Origin of the sequence: Flavobacterium poyangense, from assembly GCF_011751075.1 — a bacterium.
In the GTDB taxonomy this organism is placed as follows: Bacteria; Bacteroidota; Bacteroidia; order Flavobacteriales; family Flavobacteriaceae; genus Flavobacterium; species Flavobacterium poyangense.
Genome location: NZ_JAALLN010000004.1, coordinates 76,126 through 99,023, shown reverse-complemented (window position 1 = coordinate 99,023; position 22,898 = coordinate 76,126). Strand labels below are relative to the sequence as shown.

Below are 22,898 nucleotides of genomic sequence, written 5' to 3'. Positions count from 1 at the left end.
TAAACAAATCAGAACTGAGAAATGAAATCGTTGTAGTTTGATTAAAGATTAGAAAAAACGATATTTTGTTGGTGTTCAGTAGCAGGACGTGAAAAGTTGTAGTTTGATTAAAGATTAGAAAAAACGATATTAGGAGAGGGGATATGTTGAATCCCCTCTATGTTGTAGTTTGATTAAAGATTAGAAAAAACGATATTCCTGCGTAAGGCGTTACTGTTGCTTTCATAGTTGTAGTTTGATTAAAGATTAGAAAAAACGATATTTGTGGGTCAAAAATTAAAGATTCTTTCATAGTTGTAGTTTGATTAAAGATTAGAAAAAACGATATTAGTTGTTTTGCTAAGTGTTGATTTTTAGTGTTTTATCTAGTAATGTCGCTTGAGAAAATGCTTCTTTTTTGCCTTGATAAAGTAAGATTGAAGCATTTTTTAGTTTTAAAATAATTCTAATTGGGTAGGCTGTGATATTTTAGGGATTTCTGCTTTTCCCCAAAAATTCTGAATATTGCCAAATTGTTTGTCGGTTATTCGAAGCACACTTACTTTACCTAAAGGGGGTAATAACTTGTGAATTCTTTTCTCATGTACATCGGCACTTTCGCTGCTGGCACAATGACGCATATAGACAGAGTATTGCATCATCGAAAATCCATCTTTGAGCAAATTATTTCTGAATCCGGAGGCATTTCGTCTGTCTTTTTTTGTCTCGGTGGGTAAATCAAAAAAAACAAATAGCCACATTATTCGGTATCCGTTAAGCTCCATAATGCAGGATATTTAATTTTTTTTCGAGTTCCTGTAAAACACTGCTGGAGCGAACTTGCTGTTTTTTGCAATGCAATGAGTAATGGGCTTTTTTCGTCTTTGAAATAGACTGTCCTGGTCAGTATTTGTAATAATTCGGCTTTGATGACTGTATTCAATTCCTGTTCGTCAAAATGTTGCATAATTTCAAAGACTTTTTCATCTACAATAGGGCGAAACGGTTCCATAATGTCATCTGCAAGTGCAAAGGCATTGTACTTGCTTTTATGGTGAATTCCTAAAGTATTCAATAAACCACTTCCGGAAAGCGCTCTGGCAGTTGCCGCTCTTAAAATGGCATAGCCGTAATTCAGAAAATTATTCGGATAATCGCCGTAACGTTCTCTTTTGATGCCGTTTGTTTCTAAATTCGGATTTGGGAAATATTTCCAGTATTACTGTGCTGCAACTCCTTCCATATTAGAGGAATCTCCGCTTAATACTTTACCTGCTAAAAATGCAAAGCTGTTTTTAGAGCGAGTTATTCTTGCCAGTAATTGTCCCTGATTTTTAATTTTTTCAATTATAGTTTGTTGCCATAATTGTTTTTTTAATGGCATAGAAGCCTCGATTTGATTTTTAAATATTTCCTGTTGAATATGATGACTGTTGAGGTTGAGTAACATTCCGTTTGGAAGATGATTTTTTCCGCATATGATAACAGATGTGTTATTTTCAACGAGTAAATTCATAGCGGGAATGCTTATGTAAATTTCATTATGATCCAAAACAAGAAAACCAATGTCTTCTATCGGGACAGTACTTTCTTTTGTTTCTGATTTTAATACTAATTGTTGGTTTTTGGTAGTGACAGAAAGTTTATTTTCTATTAAAATGGTTCTCTTTAGCATAGATTTAAGTTCAAATTATTGGAAAATGCTGGTAATAAGTATAAAGTTCCGATTTTGTTGAATGTTACTTTTACGGTTTTCCTTAATATGAAAAATTCGGTGCTTAAGAAAATTTAGTTTCTTACGTAGCCTTCGACTTCGCTCAGGGTGACAGTAGGGAGGGAATATGACTTGGTATAATAATCCATCAAGTTTATCGACTCACACCTTGGAATTTGTCCTTCGACTTCGCTCAGGATGACACTGCTCTTCGCTCAGAGTGACAGTAGTGGAGAATATCACTCGGTATAATAATCCATCAGGTTTATCGGCTCACCCATTTGGAATTTAAAAAATTGGAATTTAATAGATACTGCGGCTTAATAAAAAAAAGAGACTATCTCGTAATTGAAATAGTCTCTTTAATAAGTATATTGCTTTTTTTACTTGATCTCCGTTATGAATTCGTTCTGAGGGGTTCTCACTTTTTTCATATTTACCAACCAGTCGTTAGCTTCATCTCTGTAGCCAAGTGTTAATATTATAGCACTTTTAAGACCAAGTTCGTTTAGCCCCAAAAGTTTATCTACTTCAGCAGGAAGAAAACCTTCCATTGGTGTTGCATCTACTTTTTGTTCCGCTGCCGCTGCAATTGCGATACCAAATGAAATATAAGCTTGTCTTGCCGCGTGGTTCGCGTGCCATTCCTGACCCAATGGTTCGTACATTCCCCAAAGTGTGTTTTTGTAATCGTCCATGGTATCGGCAGGCAATCCTCTTTCAGCAAGGGTTCTGTCAAATACTGCTGAGATTTTTTCTAAAGAATAACCATCCCAGGCTGCAAAAACCAATACATGAGAAGCATCTGTAATCTGACTTTGGTCGAAAGCTACAGCTCTTAATTTTTCTTTTACTTCTTTATTTGTAATTACAAAAATCTGATACGGTTGTATACCCGATGATGAAGGTGCTAATTTAGCGGCTTCCAGAATGTAATCGATTTTTTCTTGTGGGACAACTTGTCCGTTCATTTTTTTAGTAGCATAACGCCACTCGAGTGCTTTTATTAAGTCCATGTTCTTGATGTTAAATTTAAATTCTATTCAAATGTAAAGACTTTAAGTGTATTTTTGTCATCTGATTACCAAAAGTAACTGTAACATTGAGGTAACTAACTGACATTTTATGATAAAAGAGCCCGAACACGATCAACAAAAATGCAGCCAACACATTATGGCCGTGCATGATGCCATGTATGTTCTGAATGGAAGATGGAAAATTTCGATAATTGCATCCTTATGTTTTAATACTATGCGATTCACAGATCTGGTAAGAGAAGTGGAAGGGATTTCAGGTAAGATGTTAAGCAGGGAACTAAAAAATCTGGAAGAGAACCAATTAGTAACCCGAACAGTTCTCAACACCAAACCGATCACTGTAGAATATAAACTGACAGACTATGGACATACTTTAAAAGAAGTGATAGATTCTTTAGCAAAGTGGGGGCATAATCACAGAAAGAAAATTACAGGGAAAGAATAATATTAACTGTTTAATTCAGATGCCCTTTGAAAAAAACTCTGACGGGCTAATTTCTGTTCCGTTTCCTCAATTGCTTTCAGGAGATTATTTTGATTGTCGGTAATTTCGGTTAGCGTAGTTCTGATAATGTCCCAAACCGGTTGCATTTTTGCAACAAGCTCTTTTCCTTTTGTTGTAAGTACAATTAAGCGTTTGCGTTCGTCGAGTTTGTCTTTTTTGGAACTGATAATTTTTTGTTTTTCCAATTCTTTAAGCAAACTTATAGTAGACGGATGGGTATAGCCAATTTCATTTGCAATTTCGACCACACTTAGGATTTCCTTGATATGCAACGTATAGATTACAGGAAACCATTTTGGCTCAAAATCAATATCGTAAGATTTATACACCAGGGCACCCTCTTTTCGTAATTGCTCACTAAGTCGTTGTAATCGTGTTGATAGGGCCAGAATACCAATTTCGTCTATTATATTCATTTTGTCGGATTTAGTTGTAAATGACAGAACACATTATCAGCGCTCATTAACGGAAAATCGTGCGGAAGAGCTTCTTTTTGTATTCTCACAAAATTATTTCTTTCGTAAAAGCGCAATGCTGCCTGCAGGATAGAAACCGTCCCCAAATATAGGTTACTTAATCCGTTTTCCTTGCTGTATGCAATCAGTTGTTCTAATAGTTGCTGGGCAATATTATATTCTTTGCCTCTGTACTCTTTTAAAACAAACATTTTTCTGATGGCAGCGGTCTTTTCATTAAATTTTACCAGCGCAATAGTGCCAACCAGTTTTTCGTCAATAAAAGCACCAAGAAAACAACCGCCCGATTCGTAATAAAAATTCTTAATGTTTAATAAATCCGGCTGATCTTCTAAAGTAATGGCAACATTAAATTCGTTTTGCTGAATATTTAAAATCAAATTTATAATCTGTTTTTCGTATTCATTTTGGATAGGTTTGATCTGCATTTTTATAAGATTTAAATATGTGTACAAAACTACGTAGTTAAATACATATATCCAAATAAAAAAATATTGATTTCGATAATCTCGCAAAGTCGCCAAGCCGCAAAGTTTTTTTATTGATTTTTTTAACTTTGTGATTTTGAGACTTTGCGAGAGATACTGTCAAAAACGATAGTGAGCCGTAACTTTCAAGAATTGAGCCCAACAGATTTTAGATTTCGTAGAAAAACAGTTATCGCCTTTCTAAATAGTTGCTTTATTTTCCGATTTTGTAGATTGAAGCATTAGAACCGTCTGTAACGGCATATAAAGCACCGTCTTTTCCTTCTAACACATCTCTAAATCGACTTTTATAGGTCGTAAGTAAACGCTCTTCACCAACTACAGCATTGTCTTTAATTACTAATCTTGCGACATGCTGACCGCTTAGAGCCGCAACAAACAAATTGTTAGTCCATTCACTAATCTGATTCCCGGAGTAAAAAGTAATGCCACTTGGAGAAATTACAGGATCCCAGTAATAAACCGGCTGTTCCATACCGCTTTTTGTTGTAATGCCTGCACCAATAGCAGCACCACTATATTCAAGTCCATAACTAATTGTTGGCCAGCCGTAGTTTTTGCTTGCTGTAATTTTATTGATTTCATCACCTCCCAGCGGACCTAATTCAGCTTCCCAAAGATCACCTGTAACCGGGTGAATGGCCAGACCTTGTACATTTCGATGTCCATAAGAGTAAATTTCAGGTAAAACACCAGTTTGGCCGATAAAAGGATTACCGGCTGCAGCCGCTCCGTTTTTGGTAATGCGGACTATTTTGCCCAGTGCAGCATCCAGTTTCTGAGCCAAAGGTCTGGACTGTATGTCAGAGCGTTCCCCGGTACTTACAAAAAGATTTCCTTGTTTGTCCCAAGCAAGACGGGAACCATAATGTAGTGTACTGTTAAACTCCGGAATCGCTTTGTAGATTACTATAGCATTTTCAATTTTGGTTTCATTGGCAGAAAGTTTTCCTTTTGCTACAGAAGTTGTGGTACCATTTGTTCCGGTCTGTGCAAAACTCCAATATACCATTCTGTTAGTGGCAAAGTCAGGATCGACTGCAACGTCTAGCAAACCTCCCTGTCCGCTACTGTTTACGGTTGGAATTCCGGTAATAGCTCCACCTACAACTCCTGCCTGAGTTACAATTCGCATGGTTCCGTTTTTTTGTGTAACCAAAATTCTTCCGTCGGGTAAATTTTCCATTCCCCAAGGATTTGTCAGACCGGTTGCAAAAACTTTAACGGTATAGGCTGTTTGGGTCTTCACACCTCCAATTCTGGTTTGTCCTTTAAAGGCGGGTTTGTATTTCGAATTTGGCGGATTCGTTTCTACGGGTGGTAAAGTGGCTGTAGATTCTTCTTCTTCAGCAGGGGCATTTGGTTTATCATTGTTACAGGACAATTGTAAAAAGGCCATAAATAAGACCGGGAAATACAAAAAGACTGATTGACTTTTTAGGAAATATTTTTTCATAACGTAATTTTTTTATGGTTAAAATAGGGTTCACTAAATATAACAACTTTTGAAATAATTTTATTGTTTAGAGAATTATATAATTGCCATGTATTGAAAAAGAACGAGTTACAGGTTTTGTTTTCTTGTTTTTTGGTTCCGATGAAAATAATCTGAGCAAATCTGCGTGAGAAAGCTTTAGACGAACACAGGAGATATAAATAAAAGTTGATTTTTTTTTTTGAAGAGCATTTCTTTTTTTTTGGGTATAAAATTAAATGCAACAAAATTTATTCTAAAACAGATTTTTGTAACATTTTTGATCTCCTATATGAAGGCCTAAACTATATCTTTGATCACCACGTCGCAAGAAAAAAAGAGTATAAAAAAATAATTATGATAGTTTTAGGAGACAAAGAATATTATAAAGGCATTGGTCAGATTAAGTATGAAGGAAAGGATTCTGATAATCCGCTGGCTTTCAGATATTATAATCCGGAGCAAATTGTTGCTGGTAAAACGATGCGCGAGCATTTTAAGTTTGCCGTTTCGTATTGGCATAGCTTTGGCGGTAACGGATCGGATCTATTTGGACAAGGCACTCAAAATTTTGCATGGAACGAGACAAGAGAGCCGATTAAAGCTGCAAAAATCAGAGCAGATGCGGCTTTTGAATTTATAAGCAAGATGGGTTTTGATTATTTTTGTTTTCACGACTTCGATCTGGTGCAGGAAGGAGAAAACTTCGGACAATCTGAAGTACGTTTGGCTACGATGACTTCTTATTTGAATGAAAAAAAAGCAGGTACGGAAATTAAGGTGCTTTGGGGGACTGCAAATTGTTTTTCGAATGCCCGTTATATGAATGGAGCAGCTACCAATCCTGATTTTAAGGTAGTAGCCAGAGCCGCAGCACAGGTAAAATTAGCAATGGATGCAACTATTGCTTTAGGTGGTGAAAACTACGTCTTTTGGGGTGGAAGAGAAGGCTATATGACACTACTGAACACCGATATGAAACGCGAGTTAGATCATATGGGACAATTTCTGATTCAGGCACGGGACTATGCAAGAAGACAAGGATTCAAAGGAAATTTTTTACTCGAACCAAAGCCAATGGAACCATCCAAACACCAATATGATTTTGATTGTGCTACTACGATTGGTTTTTTACGTCAATATGGTTTGGAGAAAGATTTTAAAGTAAATATAGAAGTAAATCATGCCACAATGGCTCAGCATACTTTTCAACACGAACTTGAAGTAGCGGCACAATCCGGAATGCTGGGAGGTATTGATGCCAACAGAGGCGATTACCAAAACGGTTGGGATACGGCTCAGTTTCCAAATAATATACAGGAGGTGACAGAGGCGATGTTGGTTTTTCTTAAAGCAGGTGGTCTTCAGGGTGGCGGAGTAAATTTTGATGCCAAAATAAGAAGAAATTCCACCGATATGGAAGATATTTTCTTGGCACATATTGGTGGTGCAGATACTTTCGCAAGAGCTTTACTGACAGCGGATAAGATTATTACTTCTTCTCCTTATGAGAGTCTAAGAAAGCAACGTTACAGCTCTTTTGATGATGGAAAGGGAAAAGAATTTGAAGAAGGAAAATTAAATTTTACAGATTTATACAATATTGCCAGAGACAACGACCCAATAGAATTGCAAAGTGGGAAACAAGAACTTTTTGAGAATATTATTAATAGGTATATATAAACTGAATTTTTGCAGGAAAAGATAGACGGCTATTGGGATACATCTTTTTGTGGTGCAGTAATTCCGTTTTTTATTAAATAAGATAAAATAATTTATCAAGCTTCAGAGAAGCGACATATTTATAGCAAATAGATTATAGCAGTGAAAAGCTATCCTGCCGCTTTACATCAATAAACCGTTACGCTGTCGAGATTGGTAGATTTAATTTAATTCGTTGGGTGTAATTTATAAAAATGCTACATAGAAACATAGATTTTGCGAATAACAAAGGGGCAAAAAGGAATACATTTTTATCATATAGTCAAACTACGAGATTTTCGATTTCGCTTAGACTGACAATTGAAATTTTAAATAAATGAAACACTTTTTTTCGTTTTCAAAAGACTATATCTCGATGTTGGAAAATAATTACACCCAATGAGCTACTTTATGCAATCGGATAACTTTATAAATGTAAGGCGGACGGGAATAGCAGTTTAATGGTTATTTTTTGCGCATTCTTTTCATATAATCTTTTTTTGCAGCAGGATACTTAGCAAAAGAGAGGGCAAAACTAAAATCGCCAAACTTAGAATTGTTTACACTGTCTCTTGGGTAAGGCGCTATGGTGCTAAAAACATGGCAGGTATAGCATGTCCTTGTCGTTTGGATGTAGGTTTCCATTGTAGCATTAGCAACATTACTGACACCGCTAAGCATTGAGGAAATATTGATATTCCTTGGTGCCGGGATTGGGACAGTCGGATCCGGTTGGAAACTTTGTGACCAAATAACATCTACCAGTTTGTAGTATTGCCAAACCGAATTAGGATAAAACTTTCGAATGTTTCTTTGCATCACTTCATTAATAGGAGCAGCATCTTTTTTATCTATACTGTTTATGCGCACCGTTTGTATCGGTACCGGAGCTGCCTGTTCGAGATAGTAAGGAGGTGGTCTGTTGGGATCGCAAGGTACGACTACGGTAGAATCACCGGTACGGGTCCGAATTACGACTTTCCGATCTTTACAGTCAGGGTTGTAGAAATTGTATCCATAAGGAGAGGGTGGCGGACTGTTTAAGTGATCTCTGTCAGGTGCATTGTCTATCTGTTCAAATGTGGCCCATACCCATGTAGGCTGATTTTGTGTTTTGTGCAGTATATGCAAGCCTACAAGTGCCACAACGGTATTTCTTAGTTTTCTTGTAAGGGGGTCTAATACAACGGCTTTAGATATTTTATATCTTCTCCATTTTGGCGATTGCGGATCAGGAACTTCCAGCCATGCTGCTTTTAGTTCAATGGCCCCAACAACTCCATTATATTCTCCTTGTGGAAAATTAATGGGCAGGTTTCGTCTTACGCTGTCATGTTGTACTCTGGCGTTATAAAATCCTTTTTCTACAATAAAATCATAGTAGTCTTTGTTCAGCATAATTTCATACCACAAATTGGTATGGTTTTGTGCACCCTGCCAGCTTGGCTTATCAATAGGAAACGCCTGATTAGGACTAAAGGTTATTGCCTCACCATTTTTTTCAATTTTACTGTCAAATGTGAGCAGTTTCGTCTCTGTTTTTTTAAATAACACTTTTTGTGTTTTAAACAATTTACTATATTCATCCGATACTAAAGTTCCCCAAGCCGGTGGCCTTGATCCGTCATCTGCAAACATGACTTCTCTTGGCATATAGTTTTCCCATTCTACAAACGAAAAGTCATTAGGATCACCGAAACCCGAGGATGGATTTGTGGACCAGTTTAAAGAAATAAATTGCTGCCAGGCAAAACAGTCGGCTAAGGTTTGGTTAAAGGTTAGCAAATCGCCGGGTACTTTATTATTAAATGTTATGGGGAGACTAAAACTTGTGGAGTCCGTTGCATAACAATTGCAGGTATTGGTTTGGGTGGGGATAACCGCACTGTAAGACGAGCGGGAGTTTCCAAATTTTGTTTTTGTACTAATAGCTACCAATGGAATTATGGCCACTGCCAGCAATACCAGGTTTTTAGAAAGTATTGTTTTTACATTCATTGTTTCTAGGGGTTAGATGAAAATAGAGGGGAAAACTAAGGTTTGAATTGAATTGATTTTCCTGTAGTCTTCCCCATAATATTAGATTAGGCTAATAAATTAGCCAATAGTAATTTTAACGGTTATACTGCCAATATTGTCTACAAAACCGGCTCCGTAAGTACCATTTAAATCATCATTAATACACAGTTGCAGTTCACCCTCAAGATTAGCGGGAACAGTAGCTCCCATACCCACAAGAAATTCTGTACCACCTACACGTCCTATTAAGGCACCATCATTTTGCCCCGGCATCGTATAACCGGGCTGAACAGCTCTAAAGTGTGGCGTTCCGTAAGCGTTGTAAGGTTGTCCGTTATTATCTCCGGGATTTGATGACCAAAGACCGTTTTGGTACGCAATTTTTACCGGAGTTCCCGGAGTAACTGTAACGCCGGTATTTTGCCATTTAACATTGGCTTGTATCCTTGTGGGAGCCACGACAAATGACGCTGGCATTGCCTTGCTTAGATTTTGGCCAACATTGGTTACAAAAATACCATGTGGCCCTGCAGCAGCATTCACCCCTACGTTTAGGGTTATAAACAAGGCCGTATAGCTGCTGGGCATGCTATTTCCTGGTACGGCATATTCAATGTTGGTTCTAACAGAATTAACAACTGCTGTAATATTATTGTCGTCAAATGTTACTCTCGGAAAGGTCGAAGGATTCCCCGGTACTGCGGTGCAGGTGTCACAAACCAATACCATCTGTAATCTGTTTGCCGTATTAAAAACGGTTGGCGGAATAAAAGTACTGTTGCTTAATAGCGGAATAGGATTATTGACAGGATTAGGAACTTTTACATCATACATAGCATAAAAATAATCCTGATGGAAAAGTTGTAGCGGCTGGGCAAAAGTATTGGCAGGATCCGGTGTACCTACAGCGTCATAACCTCTAGGCTGAGTAGGGCTGTCAAAAGCACTCGCAACAATCTGCATTTGAAAAGTACTGGCTATTTGCGATCCCTGCGTGATTGGCACACCGTTTATTTCGATATCATTAATTGTATAATCTTTTGTGCCTTCAGGAATTTCAAACACAGCGTGAAGTATAAAATTGCCGGGCATCGTATTGCCATATTGATCTTTTAGTGTTTTAGAACCACGTACAATTCTCCAAAATGTAGAGGCATCTGTTCCGTCGGGTGTCTTATAATTCCTAAAATCAGGCATTTGAATATACAGTCCCGGAGGGTCTGCAAGCGTTGCCACTTTCGGGATATTATTAGTGAGTACACCATTTACTAAATTATTTACAGTACCGCCAATGGTAGGATCGCTATTGCGGTTTCTTTGTCCGTATTGTGCAAAACACAATAAATCATTGTATGATCTTGAGGGCCAAATGGTATTACCGGTAGCCGGATTGTTACGTTGCACGGTTGCCGAGGTAGCCAGCCCAATTTCGGTTTGTAGTGTATTTGGCGTACTGGTTAAATGCATCGCACCTCCGGTGGTAGGATTAGACACTGTACCGGTGTTCCATTTATTTAACGGATTGTAAACCGGACCGCCTGTAATAGGGTTTACAGCTCCTCTTAAGCTTAAATCAGTAAGAGTAATTTGTGGTTTGTTTAGTGTTGATTGATAAAGAGAAAGGACTTTATTAGGATCAATAAGCCACAGACTGTTCCAGTATTCCGGATTTTCACAGGTAAAGTCAATACGGGTAATCACCTTATCTGGGTGAGTTTCGTCTCTTGTTACGGCCCATTCACAATATTCATCCTGCCAGCCTCTTGGCCCATATGGAAAATAAGGAATAGTTCCCGTTGGGGTACCACATGGATTGTTTTTGATTAATGCCGGCATAACGCCTGTATCTGCCATTATATTTAATTGATCTTGCGAAGCATTCGGAAAATTAAAAGCAAGTCTTCCCGGGAAAGCAGACCATAAAACCGGATATACTCTGCTTTGCGGATTTTGCTGTATAGGGTTGTAGTAATTGGTTGTACTTGGGGTATTTGTGGTATTCCAGGCATTGTTTAACATGCCTTGTTGTGTAAAACCATCCAAATTGGAACTCCATAGAGTGTTCATTGCGGTTTGTTTTGCATTGTCACCTTGAAAATCCAGGATTCCGGCCGGTGTTCTGAATTGAAAATTAACGGCTGAATTGTTGATTACAGCAACGTCATCTTGTTCGTTTGTGTCTTTTGTTTCCATAATAATAGTTTTTTGGTTGATCTTACTCGTTTGGCTTTTCAGTATTCGCCCCTTTTTTTTAAGTGGGTTCAGGATTCCACTTTTTAGTTCGAAATTTGGATCGTGTCGTAGTTGTAACGGTAGTATCGTAAAGTGGAAGGGGATAAATCGAAGTCAGCGTATAGAATAGAATTTGGACAGGTAAAATTAGAAACAATAGCTGTAGGAAATTAGCGTAAAAGTACCTGTTTTAAGTATAAATATTTGGTAGTCAGTAAGTAAGGCTACTTTGCGGATGGTTTTTTAGTAAAAGAAAAACCCATTTTACAATTTGCAAAATGGGTTTTATAGGTTTGAATACATACAGTTTTAAACGCCACTATGAAAAACAGCAGGAAACTTGTCTCGATTGGCATAGACCAACTTGGCTAATTCATAATTGGTATTGGAATCTAAAAGGGTATTTTCAACTTCTTTTATTTCAGAGAGCATGGCTGTTTTTCCAATCTTACGCTTTCCTTGTTTAAGGAAAGCAGAACGGGTAAATCCGTGAAGAATTCCATTTTCAAATACCACAAATTGGAATTCATCATTCAGTTCCCTTGTGTTAATATCAAAATTTCGTAATTCATGACGCTGAATGCTACAAATAGAATCAAAGTATTCTCCGGGCACGATATAGTCCATATATTGTTTAATAAAATTGTCGATGGTGTAGTTTGTAACTAAAGGATTAAAGCTTTGAAATTCAATAAAATATTCACCTGAAATTTTCTCCAGAGTATGAGCTGTTATGTCGTCGGATTTTACATCATCACCTGTTAATGATTCCGGTCGATCGATTATTCTTAGCCTACCGTTCCATTTGCAATATTCTTTTACCTCATCAGAGTCGGTATTAATGACGATACTTTCAAATTGTGGGAATGCCAGCAGTTTTTCAATGATGTATTTGTACATGGGCTTTCCATTAAAAGGGAGGAAATTTCTATCAGGTAAAGTATGAACAGAATATTCTTTTTGTATGGGTAAAAGGGCTGTAAGATAGAAGTTGCTCATTTTTGTTATAGGGAATTAAAGGGTTAACATTTAACCAGACCAATATAGAAAGATACTACGTACTGTTTTTAAGTAGAAATACTTGTTTTGAGCGGGATGACCCGTTAACCCTTTATTCCCTTCTTAACCATTTAATTGGTAAAAACCATGCTCATTGTTAGTCTGAAAGTATTTCTCGTAGACGCAAAGGCGCAAAGTTTTTTATTGAGCTATCCATTTTACAAATTCCAAAAAAACAAAATTCCAAATTCCAAAAACTCAAATTCCAAATTAAGACGTGATGTCACCCTGAGCGAAGCCGAAGGGCAAATCAATACCCGATGTCATCCTGAGCGAAGCCGAAGGACCCCTAACCAAAGTCGAAGAAAGCTGATTTTCTATTTAGAAACAGACTCATGAAACAACATTATGAAAACTTTGTTTTTTGTAATATCTGAACAAATGATCATAAATTAATACTTCATACATTCTTTGTTTAGAATTGTATTGTCGGTTAATCATCATATGTATGTGAGCCGACAGAAATTGATGCAACGGAATTTCAATTTTAGTTTTAATTTCTAATACTGTTTTGTTGCATTTTTTTGTTTTCGAATTGACAATTTTCAAGATTGCGTCAAAGTTGCGAGTAGATTTACCTGATAAAATCTCTTGCATTTGAGGAAATAATAACTGATAATTTCTGGACAGTTCTTTTTTTTGTTCTTTGTCTGTTTCAAATTCGAGTTTAAAAGAATGTTGCAAATCATTCAGCAGAGATAGTTTTTCTTGATTTGATAATTGAAACGAATTTAAGAACGAATCAATGGCATAAAAACTGAAGAACAAAGGATCATCCTGTTGCACAAACCGGGGCTTAATTCGGATGTATTGCAGCATCAATTCACTATCTCTGTAAAAAAGATTTTCTGAAGCAATGATAGTCGTCTCACCGTATCTTTCTATTTCTCTTTTGTAGGTATCGGTTTGTAGTTTCCAAATTATATTTTGGCTTATCAATTCGTTAAAAATAGGATAGAAGGCCTGTATTACGGTTGTTAAATGAGCTGTGTCTTCTATTAAAAAACGAATACGAAGGTGCTCTTCCGGATCTCTAAAACGAATAAAAAACCATTTTGTAATGCTTTTTTTATGTATCAAATCGGCTATAACAGGTTCTAGTTTTTCCAGTAAAATAGAATCGGAAATTTTTACTCCGATATAAATTTTATAGTACAGCCATTCGCTGCCTAAACAAAAATCTCTTTGCATTTTTACATTTTTTCTTTAAAATAGGAGAGTATAATCTGATTGGAAAAGAAATCTCCGGTAGTATTTTTTACAACTGATTCTTCGGTAAATAGAAATTCTTCGAGGAAAAAATCTTCTTTTTGTTTAACAGCATTTAAAAATAAAGAAATGCAAATTGGAGATTCGAAATCAAACAAAAGCGTATTATCAGAATTAATCCAATTGGTATATCGGGGGATGTTTCTGCCTGATCTCCAATTAAAAAATGCTTCGGTTAAAAGATTTTGATCCAACTTATAAAAAAACAATATTTCTTCTTTTTTGACCCTCCATTTGGCTTTCGAGAGTATTATTTTGGCGTAGGTTACTCTTGGAAAAAAATCATAATTTGATTCTAAAACGCCCCAGCTAAAAGCATGAATCGGTTTGGTGTGCTGTCGTTCAAGATCACCTAAAAAATGATAAACGGGTAGTGCATTCTTTGAAAAATTATGTGCATTTGATAAACGCGGCAGTATTTCTTTGTTTTGTTTTTTAGAGCGCAGAATAATTTTATTGGCAGAAACCGATAGATACAAGTCTTCTAAATCTAAGTTATCTTCTCGTGTCACACCGGGCGTACACAAATAACTGATTTCATGTTTTCGAAGAGTAGGTCTTTTTAGAATATTTCCTGTTCTTGATTCGGGAATGTGTACCACTTCTGCGAGGATTTTATCCTTGTGATATTCGGTCTCTTTTTCAATGATTTCAGTCGTTAAATTATGAATACCGTTATTTCCGTTACAAAAACGACCCAGTAGTTTCGCAGCACTGATATTTCCGGTCGATGTTAAAGCAATTTGGTCATCGTTAAAAAGCTCAATCATTACCGAAAATGTAACCGGAGCATTTTTTAAATTGTCATCAAAATCCGGAAAGTCATTTTCGGTTAGGACAATATTTTTTTCATGCTTAAGAAGACAGTTGTGTAGTTTTTTTTGCAGAATAAAATCTACAGCCGTCCAAATTTGTTTTTTTTCTTTGGACTGTTTAGTTCGGAATGAGAATTTTTCCAGTATTTCATGGGTGTCATTCAGTTCCTGATTTTGCAGATAACCAATTCCAATTTCGGGATCCAGTACAGTGGTTAAAGGCATTTCTTTGGACTCATATCGCTGAGTAAAAGCTTTCTTAAAATTTTCAAGATTTTCCGGTTCTTTTCGAAGCTGAATGCCGTTTAGAAATTGAATAGCTTTGAGTACTTTTCTGGAACTGTTTTTATTTAAAGTATTGTTTAGCGTTGCTATATTCAAATCGGTTTGAAAAAGATATTTCTCTTCGTAATCAGTTCCAATGCAGTCAATAGCCAGTTTGATTTTTTCGTAAGCTTCCTTTTTAGGGATTAAAGAAGTGTCGAGATCATAAAGTTTTGTCCTTAGATCCTCAAGCAATTTGATTTCTGTACCAAAATTAGGAATGGTGTTAAGGATAGAAAATAGTCGTTTCCATTCGTCATTACCTGTTACGACCGCATCTAATTCGCTCACTAAAAATTGAAAAGAAATTAATTGAGAAATAAATACCTCAGCATCTTCTTTTTCAGATTCGTCATCGGCTAAAAAAAGAACCATTTCGTCAATTGTGCTTCCTGATTTTGTTTGAAATAGAATTTCTTTCAACAAATCAGATTTTCGCAACGCCGAAATCGTATGTTCCCGCTTTGTGCCGACATATTTATATTCAATAAATCGAAAAAAATCGCCTATTTTGTAAATAGAAGAATTAGGAAAATAGCGGAGATAAGAAGCGACCTTCTTTCTTTTGGCCATATCCTGAAGCATGGCGATCCAATATTGCATATCAAATTGCGTAAAACGGGTATGCTCGGCAATAGATTTTATTGTGATATTGGTATCGGCAGTATTCAGAATTCCAACGGAACATCCTGCAAATAGCCCAAAAGGAGTACAGCGGGAAGACATTCTGGCGATATATTTTAAAAAACTAAGTTCTAATACTGCTGCTTTTTCTTCAGATAATGTAGCCACTCCTGATGCCCACTTGTCTAATTGTTTGCACAATTCAGGCGAAGCTAAACGGATAGCTTCTTTCACAAAGACATCCCTATAGAATTCCACTGCTTTTTCGGAAGAATAGTTTTGAATTAATCCAAAATAGGCAGTTAACGGAAATATAGGTGTTCTAAGTACGTATTGCGGAAAGCAGTTGATTTTAAAATCGGGCATTATTTTTTCTGTTTGCTTACTTTTTCAGCAAGCTCCATAGCGCTATAAACATTTAGGACTTTACCGGATTGAGACAATTCTGAAAAGGGAACTTTTTTATCTTTAGTACCCGGTACAATTACTTCAAAATTATAAGACGTTCCGGAGTTTATTATAATGTGTTTGATCTCTACTGCAGTAAGTTTTGGGTAATACGACCAAATAAGCGCAGCGGTTCCCGATACCATTGGAGCGGCTAGTGAAGTTCCTGAATCAGATTCATATTTATTGTCTTTTCCTGTGGTATAAATATCTTCTCCGGGAGCAAATAAATCTACATTTTGTTTTCCGTAGTTCGAGAAATTAGATACAAATGTGTGGTCGAATCTATTGGATGTTGAACCAACATTGATAAAATTAGTACAAACCTCAGCGTTGCCATCAAAATGATTGTCGCTCGGATAGTTAGGAATTTTATCGGCATCGGATTTTTCATTTCCGGCAGCGTGAACCAGCAAAACATTATGTTTTTCTGCATATTTAAAGGCATCCGAAACCCATTGCTGATTTAGAGAAAAACCTTTCCCAAAAGACATATTAATTACTTTAGCACCATTGTCAACAGCATAATAGATCGCCATTGCAATATCTTTATCGTTTTCATCTCCGGAGTAAGAGATAGGAAGACTCATGATTTTTATGTTGTCAGAAAACCCTTTTATTCCAAGGTTGTTTTTTCTGTTGGCGGCAATAATACCAAATACTTTGGTACAATGCCCTTTTAGGTTTTTAAATCCGTTTTTAGAGATGCTGACAGAAGCACTGCCATATCCTTTTTCTAAAATAGAAGGATTATCACCAATTACTTTTCTGTCGTTGAAGTTTTTATTTAAATTTCGATTTACGATAGAATCTATTTCTCTTTCTGTTTCGAGTAATTTCTCTAAGGTGTTTTCGTTGTTTTCAAAGCGAAATTTCATGAAACCAATTAAGGCTCCTATGTCACGATCGTCGTCTTCTCTTCGTTGTCTGAAAGTTTTATCGTTTATTTTTTTTATTTTGTAAAGACTATCCAGTTGTGCATGTGTATAATTTTCTTTTGGAAAATAATGTTTCAGACTGTCTTTTGAGACCGGAAATAAAGCCACACTGTATTTGCATGATTTTAACCAATTGTTATAATTTGAGTTTTCTTTCTCAAAAACTTTTAATGCCCTTTGATACTCTTTAAATTTTGGCATTTCCTGAGGCGAAATTTGATCTTCTTTTTTACCGTCAAATAATTTTCCCCATTCTCTAATTACTCTAACAAATGAAAAATTACCCCAAACTACATAATCGTCGTTTTTGTTTGCAGTAAAATTCCAACCGTTTATATCATCAATATAGCCGTTTTTATCATCATCTATAGCATTATTCGGGATTTCCTTTGGGTTTATCCAAAGTTGCCCTTGTAAATCCTCGTGATTTATATCGGCCTGCGTATCTATTATGGCAACAATTATATCTTTTTTAGATTTTTTCTTATTTTGATTGTACCATTTATCTAATGAGATCCCCGGAATATTATTTTCGGAGTAATCTTTTTGATACCAGGCTTTCGAAACCTCTGTGTTTTGCGATTTAGAAAGATTGGTATCTTTTATTGGTTTACAGCTAATAACAAAAAAGAAAAGAAAGAATAAAGAACTAATAATTGATTTCATAAACGGTTAGAATGGGATTTTTTAAAAAGTTTGGGAGTCGGAGTCAATTGTTTTAGTTACTGTAATATCATCCTTATTTCCGCCAACAATCAGATGTAGGTTTTTTAATTTGACAACTTCCATTTTGTCTAAATCAAATTTTTTGTTTTCCTTTTTAGTTTTTTTTGCGTTTTTCATGTTTTGTATAATTTGTTGATTTGTTTGTTTGAATCGCAAATATATTTGTAGTTTGGGAAAAACAACCAAATTATAGTTTTGATTTATCGGAATTCATGAATCCCGATATTTTAAAAGGGTTAATGGGTTGATTTTTAAACTGTTTTAGGTTTTGTAGATTCTTCTATTTGTTTAATAAAGTAAGTTGGTTTTATGCCTGTTTTCTTATAAAAAGCAATAGAAAACGATTCAGCATTATTGAATCCAAACTCAAGAGCAAGCGCCTGAATGGTGTATTTTCTTAATTTTTTGTCTTCTTTTAAAAGAGCTATGGCGTGTTCAATTCTTAGATCATTGATGTATTGTATAAAGGTTTTTTCTTTATAAAGATTTACAATTTTAGATACATATCGGTTGTTGGTGTCAAATGCATCAGATAAAGACTGAAGAGTGATACTGGATTCTAAATAACGTTTCTCCAGTTCAAATTTCTCCAGTTTTTCTAAAATCTGTGCCACTAACTCTTCATTTATTCCAATGTCGGTTGTTTTTTCGCGATTTATTTTTTCTTGCTTCTTTGTTTTGATTTCTGTCGGGTTAACAGTATCAGCCTCTTTTTGCATTATTTTTTCAAATCGGGCTCGCTGTTTCTTTTTCGATTGGTATTGATAATATCCAAATGCGATTGCCAGAATAACCAACAGGAATAGAGCACTTATGCCCCAATGAGATAGTATATTATCTTTTTCAAGTGCCCGGATTAAAGATTCTTTTTCTAAAATCAGGTTGGGAGTATCGTATTCAATACGCAGTTTCTTGGTCAGTTCTTTGTAATTAGCTTGCAAAACACTGTCAATATGCATATATCGGGTCAGGTATTTTAGTTGATTTGCTTTATCTCCTTTGTTTTTGTAATACTCAATTAAATAGGGATAACCACTTTTAAATTCAGGTGCAATAGATTTAGTAATCGTGTAGATGGAGTCTACCTTTATAAAGTTTTTAACGGCTTTTTCTTTATTGTTTAAACCATCATGAGTCTGGCCTAAATAGTAGTAGGCAGCGAGAACATTGTCGGTGTTTTTATGGAAAATAAGTTTGGGTAATGCCTTATTTATACTATCCAAAGCTGCGCTGTAATTTTTCTTTATCGTCATATTTGCTCCCTCGTTTAATATGAAAAGAGCATTATACTCCGAATATTTGGGTAATTTTGATTCTTTGTAACCTATTTTGTTGTAATAAGTAGTTGAATCTGTTTGATTGAGTGCTTTATAAGCATCTGCCAGCGCAAACACCACATTCTGATAAGCATAATAATTTTGTGGTTCGCTAATATCCTTCTTTTTGTAATAGTTGTAACACTCTTTATAGAGCACAAGTGCCTCGTTTACTTCGCCTAGTTCTTCAGATCTTAAGAGGGCAATCGCAAATTTTACTTTATAATAAAAATCGGGATTGTTGCTTTTGGCAATTCGTTCCGCAATTAGAAAATTATCTATGGCCTCTTTATATTTAAATTGATTCTTTAGCTGATAGGCTTTTTTATGATAAGCAAAAGCAGGAAACTTAGTATCATTTAAGTCTTTTGAATAATAGATTACGCTGTCAAAAAGTTTGATTGCTTCATTTCCCTGTTTTAGTAATCCAAGTAAATACAAGCCACGTGCTTTTTCGATAGAAACTCCGTCTTTATTAGCCTTATTTAAATAGGCTTTGGCACATTCCAGTTGTAACTTTTTGTTTTGCTCATTATTCATAAAAAGCTCCTTCAACTCTAAATAAGAAAGTTCTGTAAGATTCTTTTTTGATGTTTGTGCTACTAAAGAAGCACAAAGGAATAATAAAATGAAAGTTTGTCTAAATGTAGATGGGGTCATGCATTGTAATTTTTCATAAAAGTAAATGTATATGCGTAAAATTCAACCTACAAAATGAATTTTTTGCAAAATATTTAATTTATTGTTGTTCAGGTGTTTATGCGGTTTTTTTGTCGGAATTCAAGAATCTCGTATCAGGATTCCTGAATTCCGATACGGAACATTTGCGAACAACATTATGTTTTATCTAGTTTTGGATTCAGGAAAATGAAAAATTTTAGATCAAAAAAAACATGAATACAATTTATCATCCTAGGTTTTAAATTGTATTACAAATGACAGTTCTAAAAAAACATCTTTCTATAATACTTATGATAGAAAAACCATTCAGATCATAAAAATTTAAAATGAATTTAAGTGCAAGTATTCCGCAAAAGGCCAATTGTAGAAGAATGTATCTAAATAAACTGCTTGCAAGCAAACCGATGGCACGGTTTATATGCCTAACTATTTACAGATCTATTTAAAATAAAAAATTATGAAATTAAGTTTAGACGCTTTAAAAAACAGAGCAGAAGCAGTAGCTTCAGAAGAATTATTGGAAACTATCTCAGGTGGTGTATTAGAGTCTTGTCACGATCCAAAACTTGTAGCAGCAGAGTAATTCTCAATATTAATTGGTGCAACAGTAGTGTTGCACCAATATAATGTGTACCTATAGATTTGTCCGTAAGTAACATTTACAATTTTAGTAAAGGTTCTTTACGGACATTTTTCTAACTTTTAAACTATTTTTAAATTCTGTATTATTATGGTTAATGTCACTAATAAAAAAATAGAGTTTGTCAACATTATCAAGTTACTGATCTACAAAGAAGCTCCCGCTTTGCTGGAAAATATAAATTTTGATGATGATGATATTTTTTTAGAACCGCTATTATTCTCCTATTTTAGTTCTAAGAAGGAAAATGCATTTTCAAATGAACTTTTAGAAGAGTTATTGCAAGGATATTTTGTTGAGAAAAGAGAATTAAAAATCAAGCATTCGTATCATAATGATATTGCTTATATTCCGAATGTAGGTTATTTTCAGAAAGGCAAAGCAGAGTTGCATGAACCCGTATTAAAAATTGGAGATTTTGAAATATTAAAAGAGATACACCCCACTCAGAAACGTTATTTTCGGGAATTTTATAAAGGGCACATTTTAAATCATAATCCGGAGTACCAATCTGTTTGGAAAGAAAACTACGAGGAATTATTTGAAGCTATTACAATTATAAAAGAGAACCTTCCGGAATTTTATGAGCAGTTGGCTTTTGCAAACAAGAAGATTTATCTGCATAACAATTCAAAAATCTTAAATTTCGCAACGGTTGAGACGCTTGGAGCACTTTATTTTTATGTTCTCGGAAAAAATAATCTTATCTATTACATTGAAGAATTAATACATCAGGGATCGCACAATTTTTTTTATTATGTATTACAAAATAAAAAAGATTTTTTTAAAATCGATGTCAGCAATTTAGTAATGCGGGATTATACCAAACAAGAATGGGATTACAGAGATATTTACGGTGCTTTCCATGGTTTATATACGGTAACCAAAAGAGTGGAATGTTTTGATATTTTGCTGCGTAAGAATGTTTTTTCCGGAAGGGAAAAACATGAACTTTTAGGCAGATTAACCGATCAGATTTCCAGATTTAGAACGGGTCTTGAACTCCTGGACTTTGATGTAGTTTTTACTGAAAAAGGAAAAGAGCTATACGATGAATATGATATCAAGTGCCTGAATATTTTAGATAAATACAGAAAGTTGGATTCCTATTTTGATTTTAGCAATCGGGATTTGGATTTCAGATATGAAGATTTTTGCAAATTAAATCCAATTGAAGATTTTTATAAAAAAGAAAAAGAAGGCTTTTTTGAATTTTAACGACAATACTAAAAAATAACTCTAACAATGGCATTAAAAATTTTTCTTATTACCCTGTTTTTATCGTTTTCACTTACTTTTTTTGGTCAGACAAAATCAGTAACGGTGGCGGCAAATGTAAATTTACCTAAGGATACAATCGTATCTAACAAGCTGGTTAAATCTTTTAATGATTTTCTGGCTCTAAAAGAAAATCCAAATAAAGAAAATACTTTTGTCGAGAAAGAAGATTTACCGGAAACTTCTTTATTACTCGATGAAATAAAAAAAATAGAGAGAAATGCTAAAACCAAAGACGATAATTTCTACAAAGGCTACATAACAAATGTGGTGCAATTGGATGCTACCAGTTTTTTAGTTCAGTTTTCTTATATGGGAATAAGTGAAAATGCTCCGGTTTTGGCAGCCAGTTTTGATGTTATTGCGAAACAAAAGGAGGATAAATTCTATTTTTTATCTCCGCTAAAACGAAATACTTCTTCGTGGAAAAGTAAAAAAATAGGGAATTGTACTTTTCATTTTAAAAACACTTTAAATACAAAGGTAGCTTCTGAATATGTAAAAACAGTAGCACTTCTGGACAAAAAGCTCAAAACAACCAATGCACAGATTGAATGGTATGGTTGTAAAGATTTTCCGGATATCATGCAAAATATCGGACTTGATTATAAACTAGATTATACCGGTAAAAGTGCAACCAATTTTACGGCAAACGAGAACAATACGTTATTGTTGGTAAATGGTAGTGGTGACGAGAGTTTTAATAGTTTTGATCCACATGATTTGTGGCATGAAAGAGCGCGTTTTGCTTATTCAAGAAATGTAATAAATAAGCCGGTCGATGAGGGTTGTGCTTATCTGTACGGGGGAAGTTGGGGGATTTCTTGGCAGCAAATTTTGAAGACATTCAAAGAGAAAGTAGCTTCAAACCCAAAGACCGACTGGCTGACTTTAGCATTATATGAAACACCTCAGCTAAATTTTGGAGAGAGTCAGGAAAAACACTTAATGGCAGATTATGTGGTAAATGCCTTATTCGTTGAAAAAATTGAAAAAGAAAAAGGTTTCTCAGCCGTTATTGAATTCCTGTGTTGCGGAAAGAATAAAAAAGGAGGAAATGATAATTATTTTATCGTATTAGAAAAATTAACTGGAATTAACAAAAGTAATTTCAATGCAAAAGTTTGGGAGCTGATTGCAGAAAGTAAAGTATAAA

18 protein-coding genes, 1 pseudogene and 1 CRISPR repeat array (1 of these 20 running past the window's edge) are annotated in these 22,898 nt (G+C 35.1%); of the genes and pseudogenes, 5 read left to right on the top strand and 14 right to left on the bottom strand.

All coding sequences use genetic code 11. The features are described from left to right. Positions 1-329: direct repeats of the CRISPR family, unit length 36 nt; unit sequence GTTGTAGTTTGATTAAAGATTAGAAAAAACGATATT; it reaches 1,088 nt to the left of the window's first position. A gap of 105 nt (positions 330-434) precedes the next feature. From cas2 to G3A47_RS10025, 3 genes and pseudogenes are all read right to left on the bottom strand, one after another. Beyond that, positions 435-764, bottom strand: a complete 330-nt coding sequence (cas2, locus tag G3A47_RS10035) for a CRISPR-associated endonuclease Cas2 (RefSeq protein ID WP_166922026.1) — start codon at positions 762-764, stop codon at positions 435-437. Then, a pseudogene (gene cas1, locus G3A47_RS10030) lies at positions 740-1,654 on the bottom strand (type II CRISPR-associated endonuclease Cas1). Before cas1 ends, cas2 begins: the two are co-directional and overlap by 25 nt. A gap of 422 nt (positions 1,655-2,076) precedes the next feature. Beyond that, the gene (locus G3A47_RS10025) at positions 2,077-2,709 is read right to left on the bottom strand and encodes an NAD(P)H-dependent oxidoreductase (protein ID WP_166922025.1); all 633 of its coding nucleotides are present in this window, start codon (positions 2,707-2,709) and stop codon (positions 2,077-2,079) included. A 109-nt stretch (positions 2,710-2,818) separates the two neighbouring features. Between G3A47_RS10025 and G3A47_RS10020 the strand changes: the two genes are divergently transcribed. After that, positions 2,819-3,175, top strand: a complete 357-nt coding sequence (locus tag G3A47_RS10020) for a winged helix-turn-helix transcriptional regulator (protein ID WP_208328358.1) — start codon at positions 2,819-2,821, stop codon at positions 3,173-3,175. 2 nt (positions 3,176-3,177) lie between these two features. On the opposite strand, the gene G3A47_RS10015 is transcribed toward G3A47_RS10020, so the two are convergent. From G3A47_RS10015 to G3A47_RS10005, 3 genes are all read right to left on the bottom strand, one after another. Further along, positions 3,178-3,651, bottom strand: a complete 474-nt coding sequence (locus G3A47_RS10015; RefSeq protein WP_166922024.1) for a MarR family winged helix-turn-helix transcriptional regulator — start codon at positions 3,649-3,651, stop codon at positions 3,178-3,180. After that, on the bottom strand, positions 3,648-4,139 hold the full coding sequence (locus tag G3A47_RS10010) for a GNAT family N-acetyltransferase (RefSeq protein WP_208328357.1): 492 nt from the start codon (positions 4,137-4,139) through the stop codon (positions 3,648-3,650). Before G3A47_RS10010 ends, G3A47_RS10015 begins: the two co-directional genes overlap by 4 nt. A gap of 253 nt (positions 4,140-4,392) precedes the next feature. Continuing rightward, on the bottom strand, positions 4,393-5,655 hold the full coding sequence (locus G3A47_RS10005) for a PQQ-dependent sugar dehydrogenase (RefSeq protein WP_243860411.1): 1,263 nt from the start codon (positions 5,653-5,655) through the stop codon (positions 4,393-4,395). A gap of 375 nt (positions 5,656-6,030) precedes the next feature. On the opposite strand from G3A47_RS10005, the gene xylA reads away from it, so the two are divergent. Then, positions 6,031-7,356 carry a xylose isomerase gene (gene xylA, locus G3A47_RS10000; protein WP_166922023.1) on the top strand — a complete coding sequence of 442 codons (1,326 nt, stop codon included), beginning with the start codon at positions 6,031-6,033 and terminating at the stop codon, positions 7,354-7,356. A 483-nt stretch (positions 7,357-7,839) separates the two neighbouring features. On the opposite strand, the gene G3A47_RS09995 is transcribed toward xylA, so the two are convergent. From G3A47_RS09995 to G3A47_RS09960, 8 genes are all read right to left on the bottom strand, one after another. Continuing rightward, the gene (locus tag G3A47_RS09995) at positions 7,840-9,372 is read right to left on the bottom strand and encodes a cytochrome c family protein (protein WP_166922022.1); all 1,533 of its coding nucleotides are present in this window, start codon (positions 9,370-9,372) and stop codon (positions 7,840-7,842) included. Positions 9,373-9,471: 99 nt separating this feature from the next. Next, the gene (locus G3A47_RS09990) at positions 9,472-11,586 is read right to left on the bottom strand and encodes a hypothetical protein (protein WP_208328356.1); all 2,115 of its coding nucleotides are present in this window, start codon (positions 11,584-11,586) and stop codon (positions 9,472-9,474) included. Between the two features lie 348 nt (positions 11,587-11,934). Then, positions 11,935-12,624 carry a cytidylyltransferase domain-containing protein gene (locus tag G3A47_RS09985; protein WP_166922021.1) on the bottom strand — a complete coding sequence of 230 codons (690 nt, stop codon included), beginning with the start codon at positions 12,622-12,624 and terminating at the stop codon, positions 11,935-11,937. Positions 12,625-13,017: 393 nt separating this feature from the next. Continuing rightward, entirely contained in the window at positions 13,018-13,875 is an 858-nt protein-coding gene (locus G3A47_RS09980; protein WP_166922020.1) for a thiopeptide-type bacteriocin biosynthesis protein, read from the bottom strand. A gap of 2 nt (positions 13,876-13,877) precedes the next feature. Then, entirely contained in the window at positions 13,878-16,082 is a 2,205-nt protein-coding gene (locus G3A47_RS09975) for a lantibiotic dehydratase family protein (protein ID WP_166922019.1), read from the bottom strand. Beyond that, positions 16,082-17,767 carry a S8 family serine peptidase gene (locus G3A47_RS09970; protein ID WP_166922018.1) on the bottom strand — a complete coding sequence of 562 codons (1,686 nt, stop codon included), beginning with the start codon at positions 17,765-17,767 and terminating at the stop codon, positions 16,082-16,084. The genes G3A47_RS09975 and G3A47_RS09970 overlap by 1 nt, the downstream gene beginning before the upstream one ends. A 21-nt stretch (positions 17,768-17,788) precedes the next feature. Continuing rightward, positions 17,789-17,944 carry a hypothetical protein gene (locus tag G3A47_RS09965; protein WP_166922017.1) on the bottom strand — a complete coding sequence of 52 codons (156 nt, stop codon included), beginning with the start codon at positions 17,942-17,944 and terminating at the stop codon, positions 17,789-17,791. Between the two features lie 134 nt (positions 17,945-18,078). Beyond that, positions 18,079-19,803: a helix-turn-helix domain-containing protein gene (locus G3A47_RS09960; RefSeq protein ID WP_166922016.1), complete on the bottom strand. Its 1,725-nt coding sequence runs from the start codon at positions 19,801-19,803 to the stop codon at positions 18,079-18,081. 478 nt (positions 19,804-20,281) lie between these two features. On the opposite strand from G3A47_RS09960, the gene G3A47_RS23950 reads away from it, so the two are divergent. From G3A47_RS23950 to G3A47_RS09950, 3 genes are all read left to right on the top strand, one after another. After that, positions 20,282-20,407, top strand: coding sequence for a hypothetical protein (locus tag G3A47_RS23950; protein ID WP_256371222.1), 126 nt, complete (start codon positions 20,282-20,284; stop codon positions 20,405-20,407). Positions 20,408-20,554: 147 nt separating this feature from the next. After that, entirely contained in the window at positions 20,555-21,682 is a 1,128-nt protein-coding gene (locus G3A47_RS09955; RefSeq protein ID WP_166922015.1) for a hypothetical protein, read from the top strand. Positions 21,683-21,709: 27 nt separating this feature from the next. Next, positions 21,710-22,897, top strand: coding sequence for a hypothetical protein (locus tag G3A47_RS09950; protein ID WP_166922014.1), 1,188 nt, complete (start codon positions 21,710-21,712; stop codon positions 22,895-22,897). Position 22,898 lies beyond the last annotated feature (1 nt).

What these genes read in the sequence shown, in the direction of transcription:
- cas2 (WP_166922026.1), bottom strand. Translation starts at nt 764, where the DNA reads ATGGAGCTTAACGGATACCGAATAATGTGGCTATTTGTTTTTTTTGAT.
- G3A47_RS10025 (WP_166922025.1), bottom strand. Translation starts at nt 2,709, where the DNA reads ATGGACTTAATAAAAGCACTCGAGTGGCGTTATGCTACTAAAAAAATG.
- G3A47_RS10020 (WP_208328358.1), top strand. Translation starts at nt 2,819, where the DNA reads ATGATAAAAGAGCCCGAACACGATCAACAAAAATGCAGCCAACACATT.
- G3A47_RS10015 (WP_166922024.1), bottom strand. Translation starts at nt 3,651, where the DNA reads ATGAATATAATAGACGAAATTGGTATTCTGGCCCTATCAACACGATTA.
- G3A47_RS10010 (WP_208328357.1), bottom strand. Translation starts at nt 4,139, where the DNA reads ATGCAGATCAAACCTATCCAAAATGAATACGAAAAACAGATTATAAAT.
- G3A47_RS10005 (WP_243860411.1), bottom strand. Translation starts at nt 5,655, where the DNA reads ATGAAAAAATATTTCCTAAAAAGTCAATCAGTCTTTTTGTATTTCCCG.
- xylA (WP_166922023.1), top strand. Translation starts at nt 6,031, where the DNA reads ATGATAGTTTTAGGAGACAAAGAATATTATAAAGGCATTGGTCAGATT.
- G3A47_RS09995 (WP_166922022.1), bottom strand. Translation starts at nt 9,372, where the DNA reads ATGAATGTAAAAACAATACTTTCTAAAAACCTGGTATTGCTGGCAGTG.
- G3A47_RS09990 (WP_208328356.1), bottom strand. Translation starts at nt 11,586, where the DNA reads ATGGAAACAAAAGACACAAACGAACAAGATGACGTTGCTGTAATCAAC.
- G3A47_RS09985 (WP_166922021.1), bottom strand. Translation starts at nt 12,624, where the DNA reads ATGAGCAACTTCTATCTTACAGCCCTTTTACCCATACAAAAAGAATAT.
- G3A47_RS09980 (WP_166922020.1), bottom strand. Translation starts at nt 13,875, where the DNA reads ATGCAAAGAGATTTTTGTTTAGGCAGCGAATGGCTGTACTATAAAATT.
- G3A47_RS09975 (WP_166922019.1), bottom strand. Translation starts at nt 16,082, where the DNA reads ATGCCCGATTTTAAAATCAACTGCTTTCCGCAATACGTACTTAGAACA.
- G3A47_RS09970 (WP_166922018.1), bottom strand. Translation starts at nt 17,767, where the DNA reads ATGAAATCAATTATTAGTTCTTTATTCTTTCTTTTCTTTTTTGTTATT.
- G3A47_RS09965 (WP_166922017.1), bottom strand. Translation starts at nt 17,944, where the DNA reads ATGAAAAACGCAAAAAAAACTAAAAAGGAAAACAAAAAATTTGATTTA.
- G3A47_RS09960 (WP_166922016.1), bottom strand. Translation starts at nt 19,803, where the DNA reads ATGACCCCATCTACATTTAGACAAACTTTCATTTTATTATTCCTTTGT.
- G3A47_RS23950 (WP_256371222.1), top strand. Translation starts at nt 20,282, where the DNA reads ATGAAATTAAGTTTAGACGCTTTAAAAAACAGAGCAGAAGCAGTAGCT.
- G3A47_RS09955 (WP_166922015.1), top strand. Translation starts at nt 20,555, where the DNA reads ATGGTTAATGTCACTAATAAAAAAATAGAGTTTGTCAACATTATCAAG.
- G3A47_RS09950 (WP_166922014.1), top strand. Translation starts at nt 21,710, where the DNA reads ATGGCATTAAAAATTTTTCTTATTACCCTGTTTTTATCGTTTTCACTT.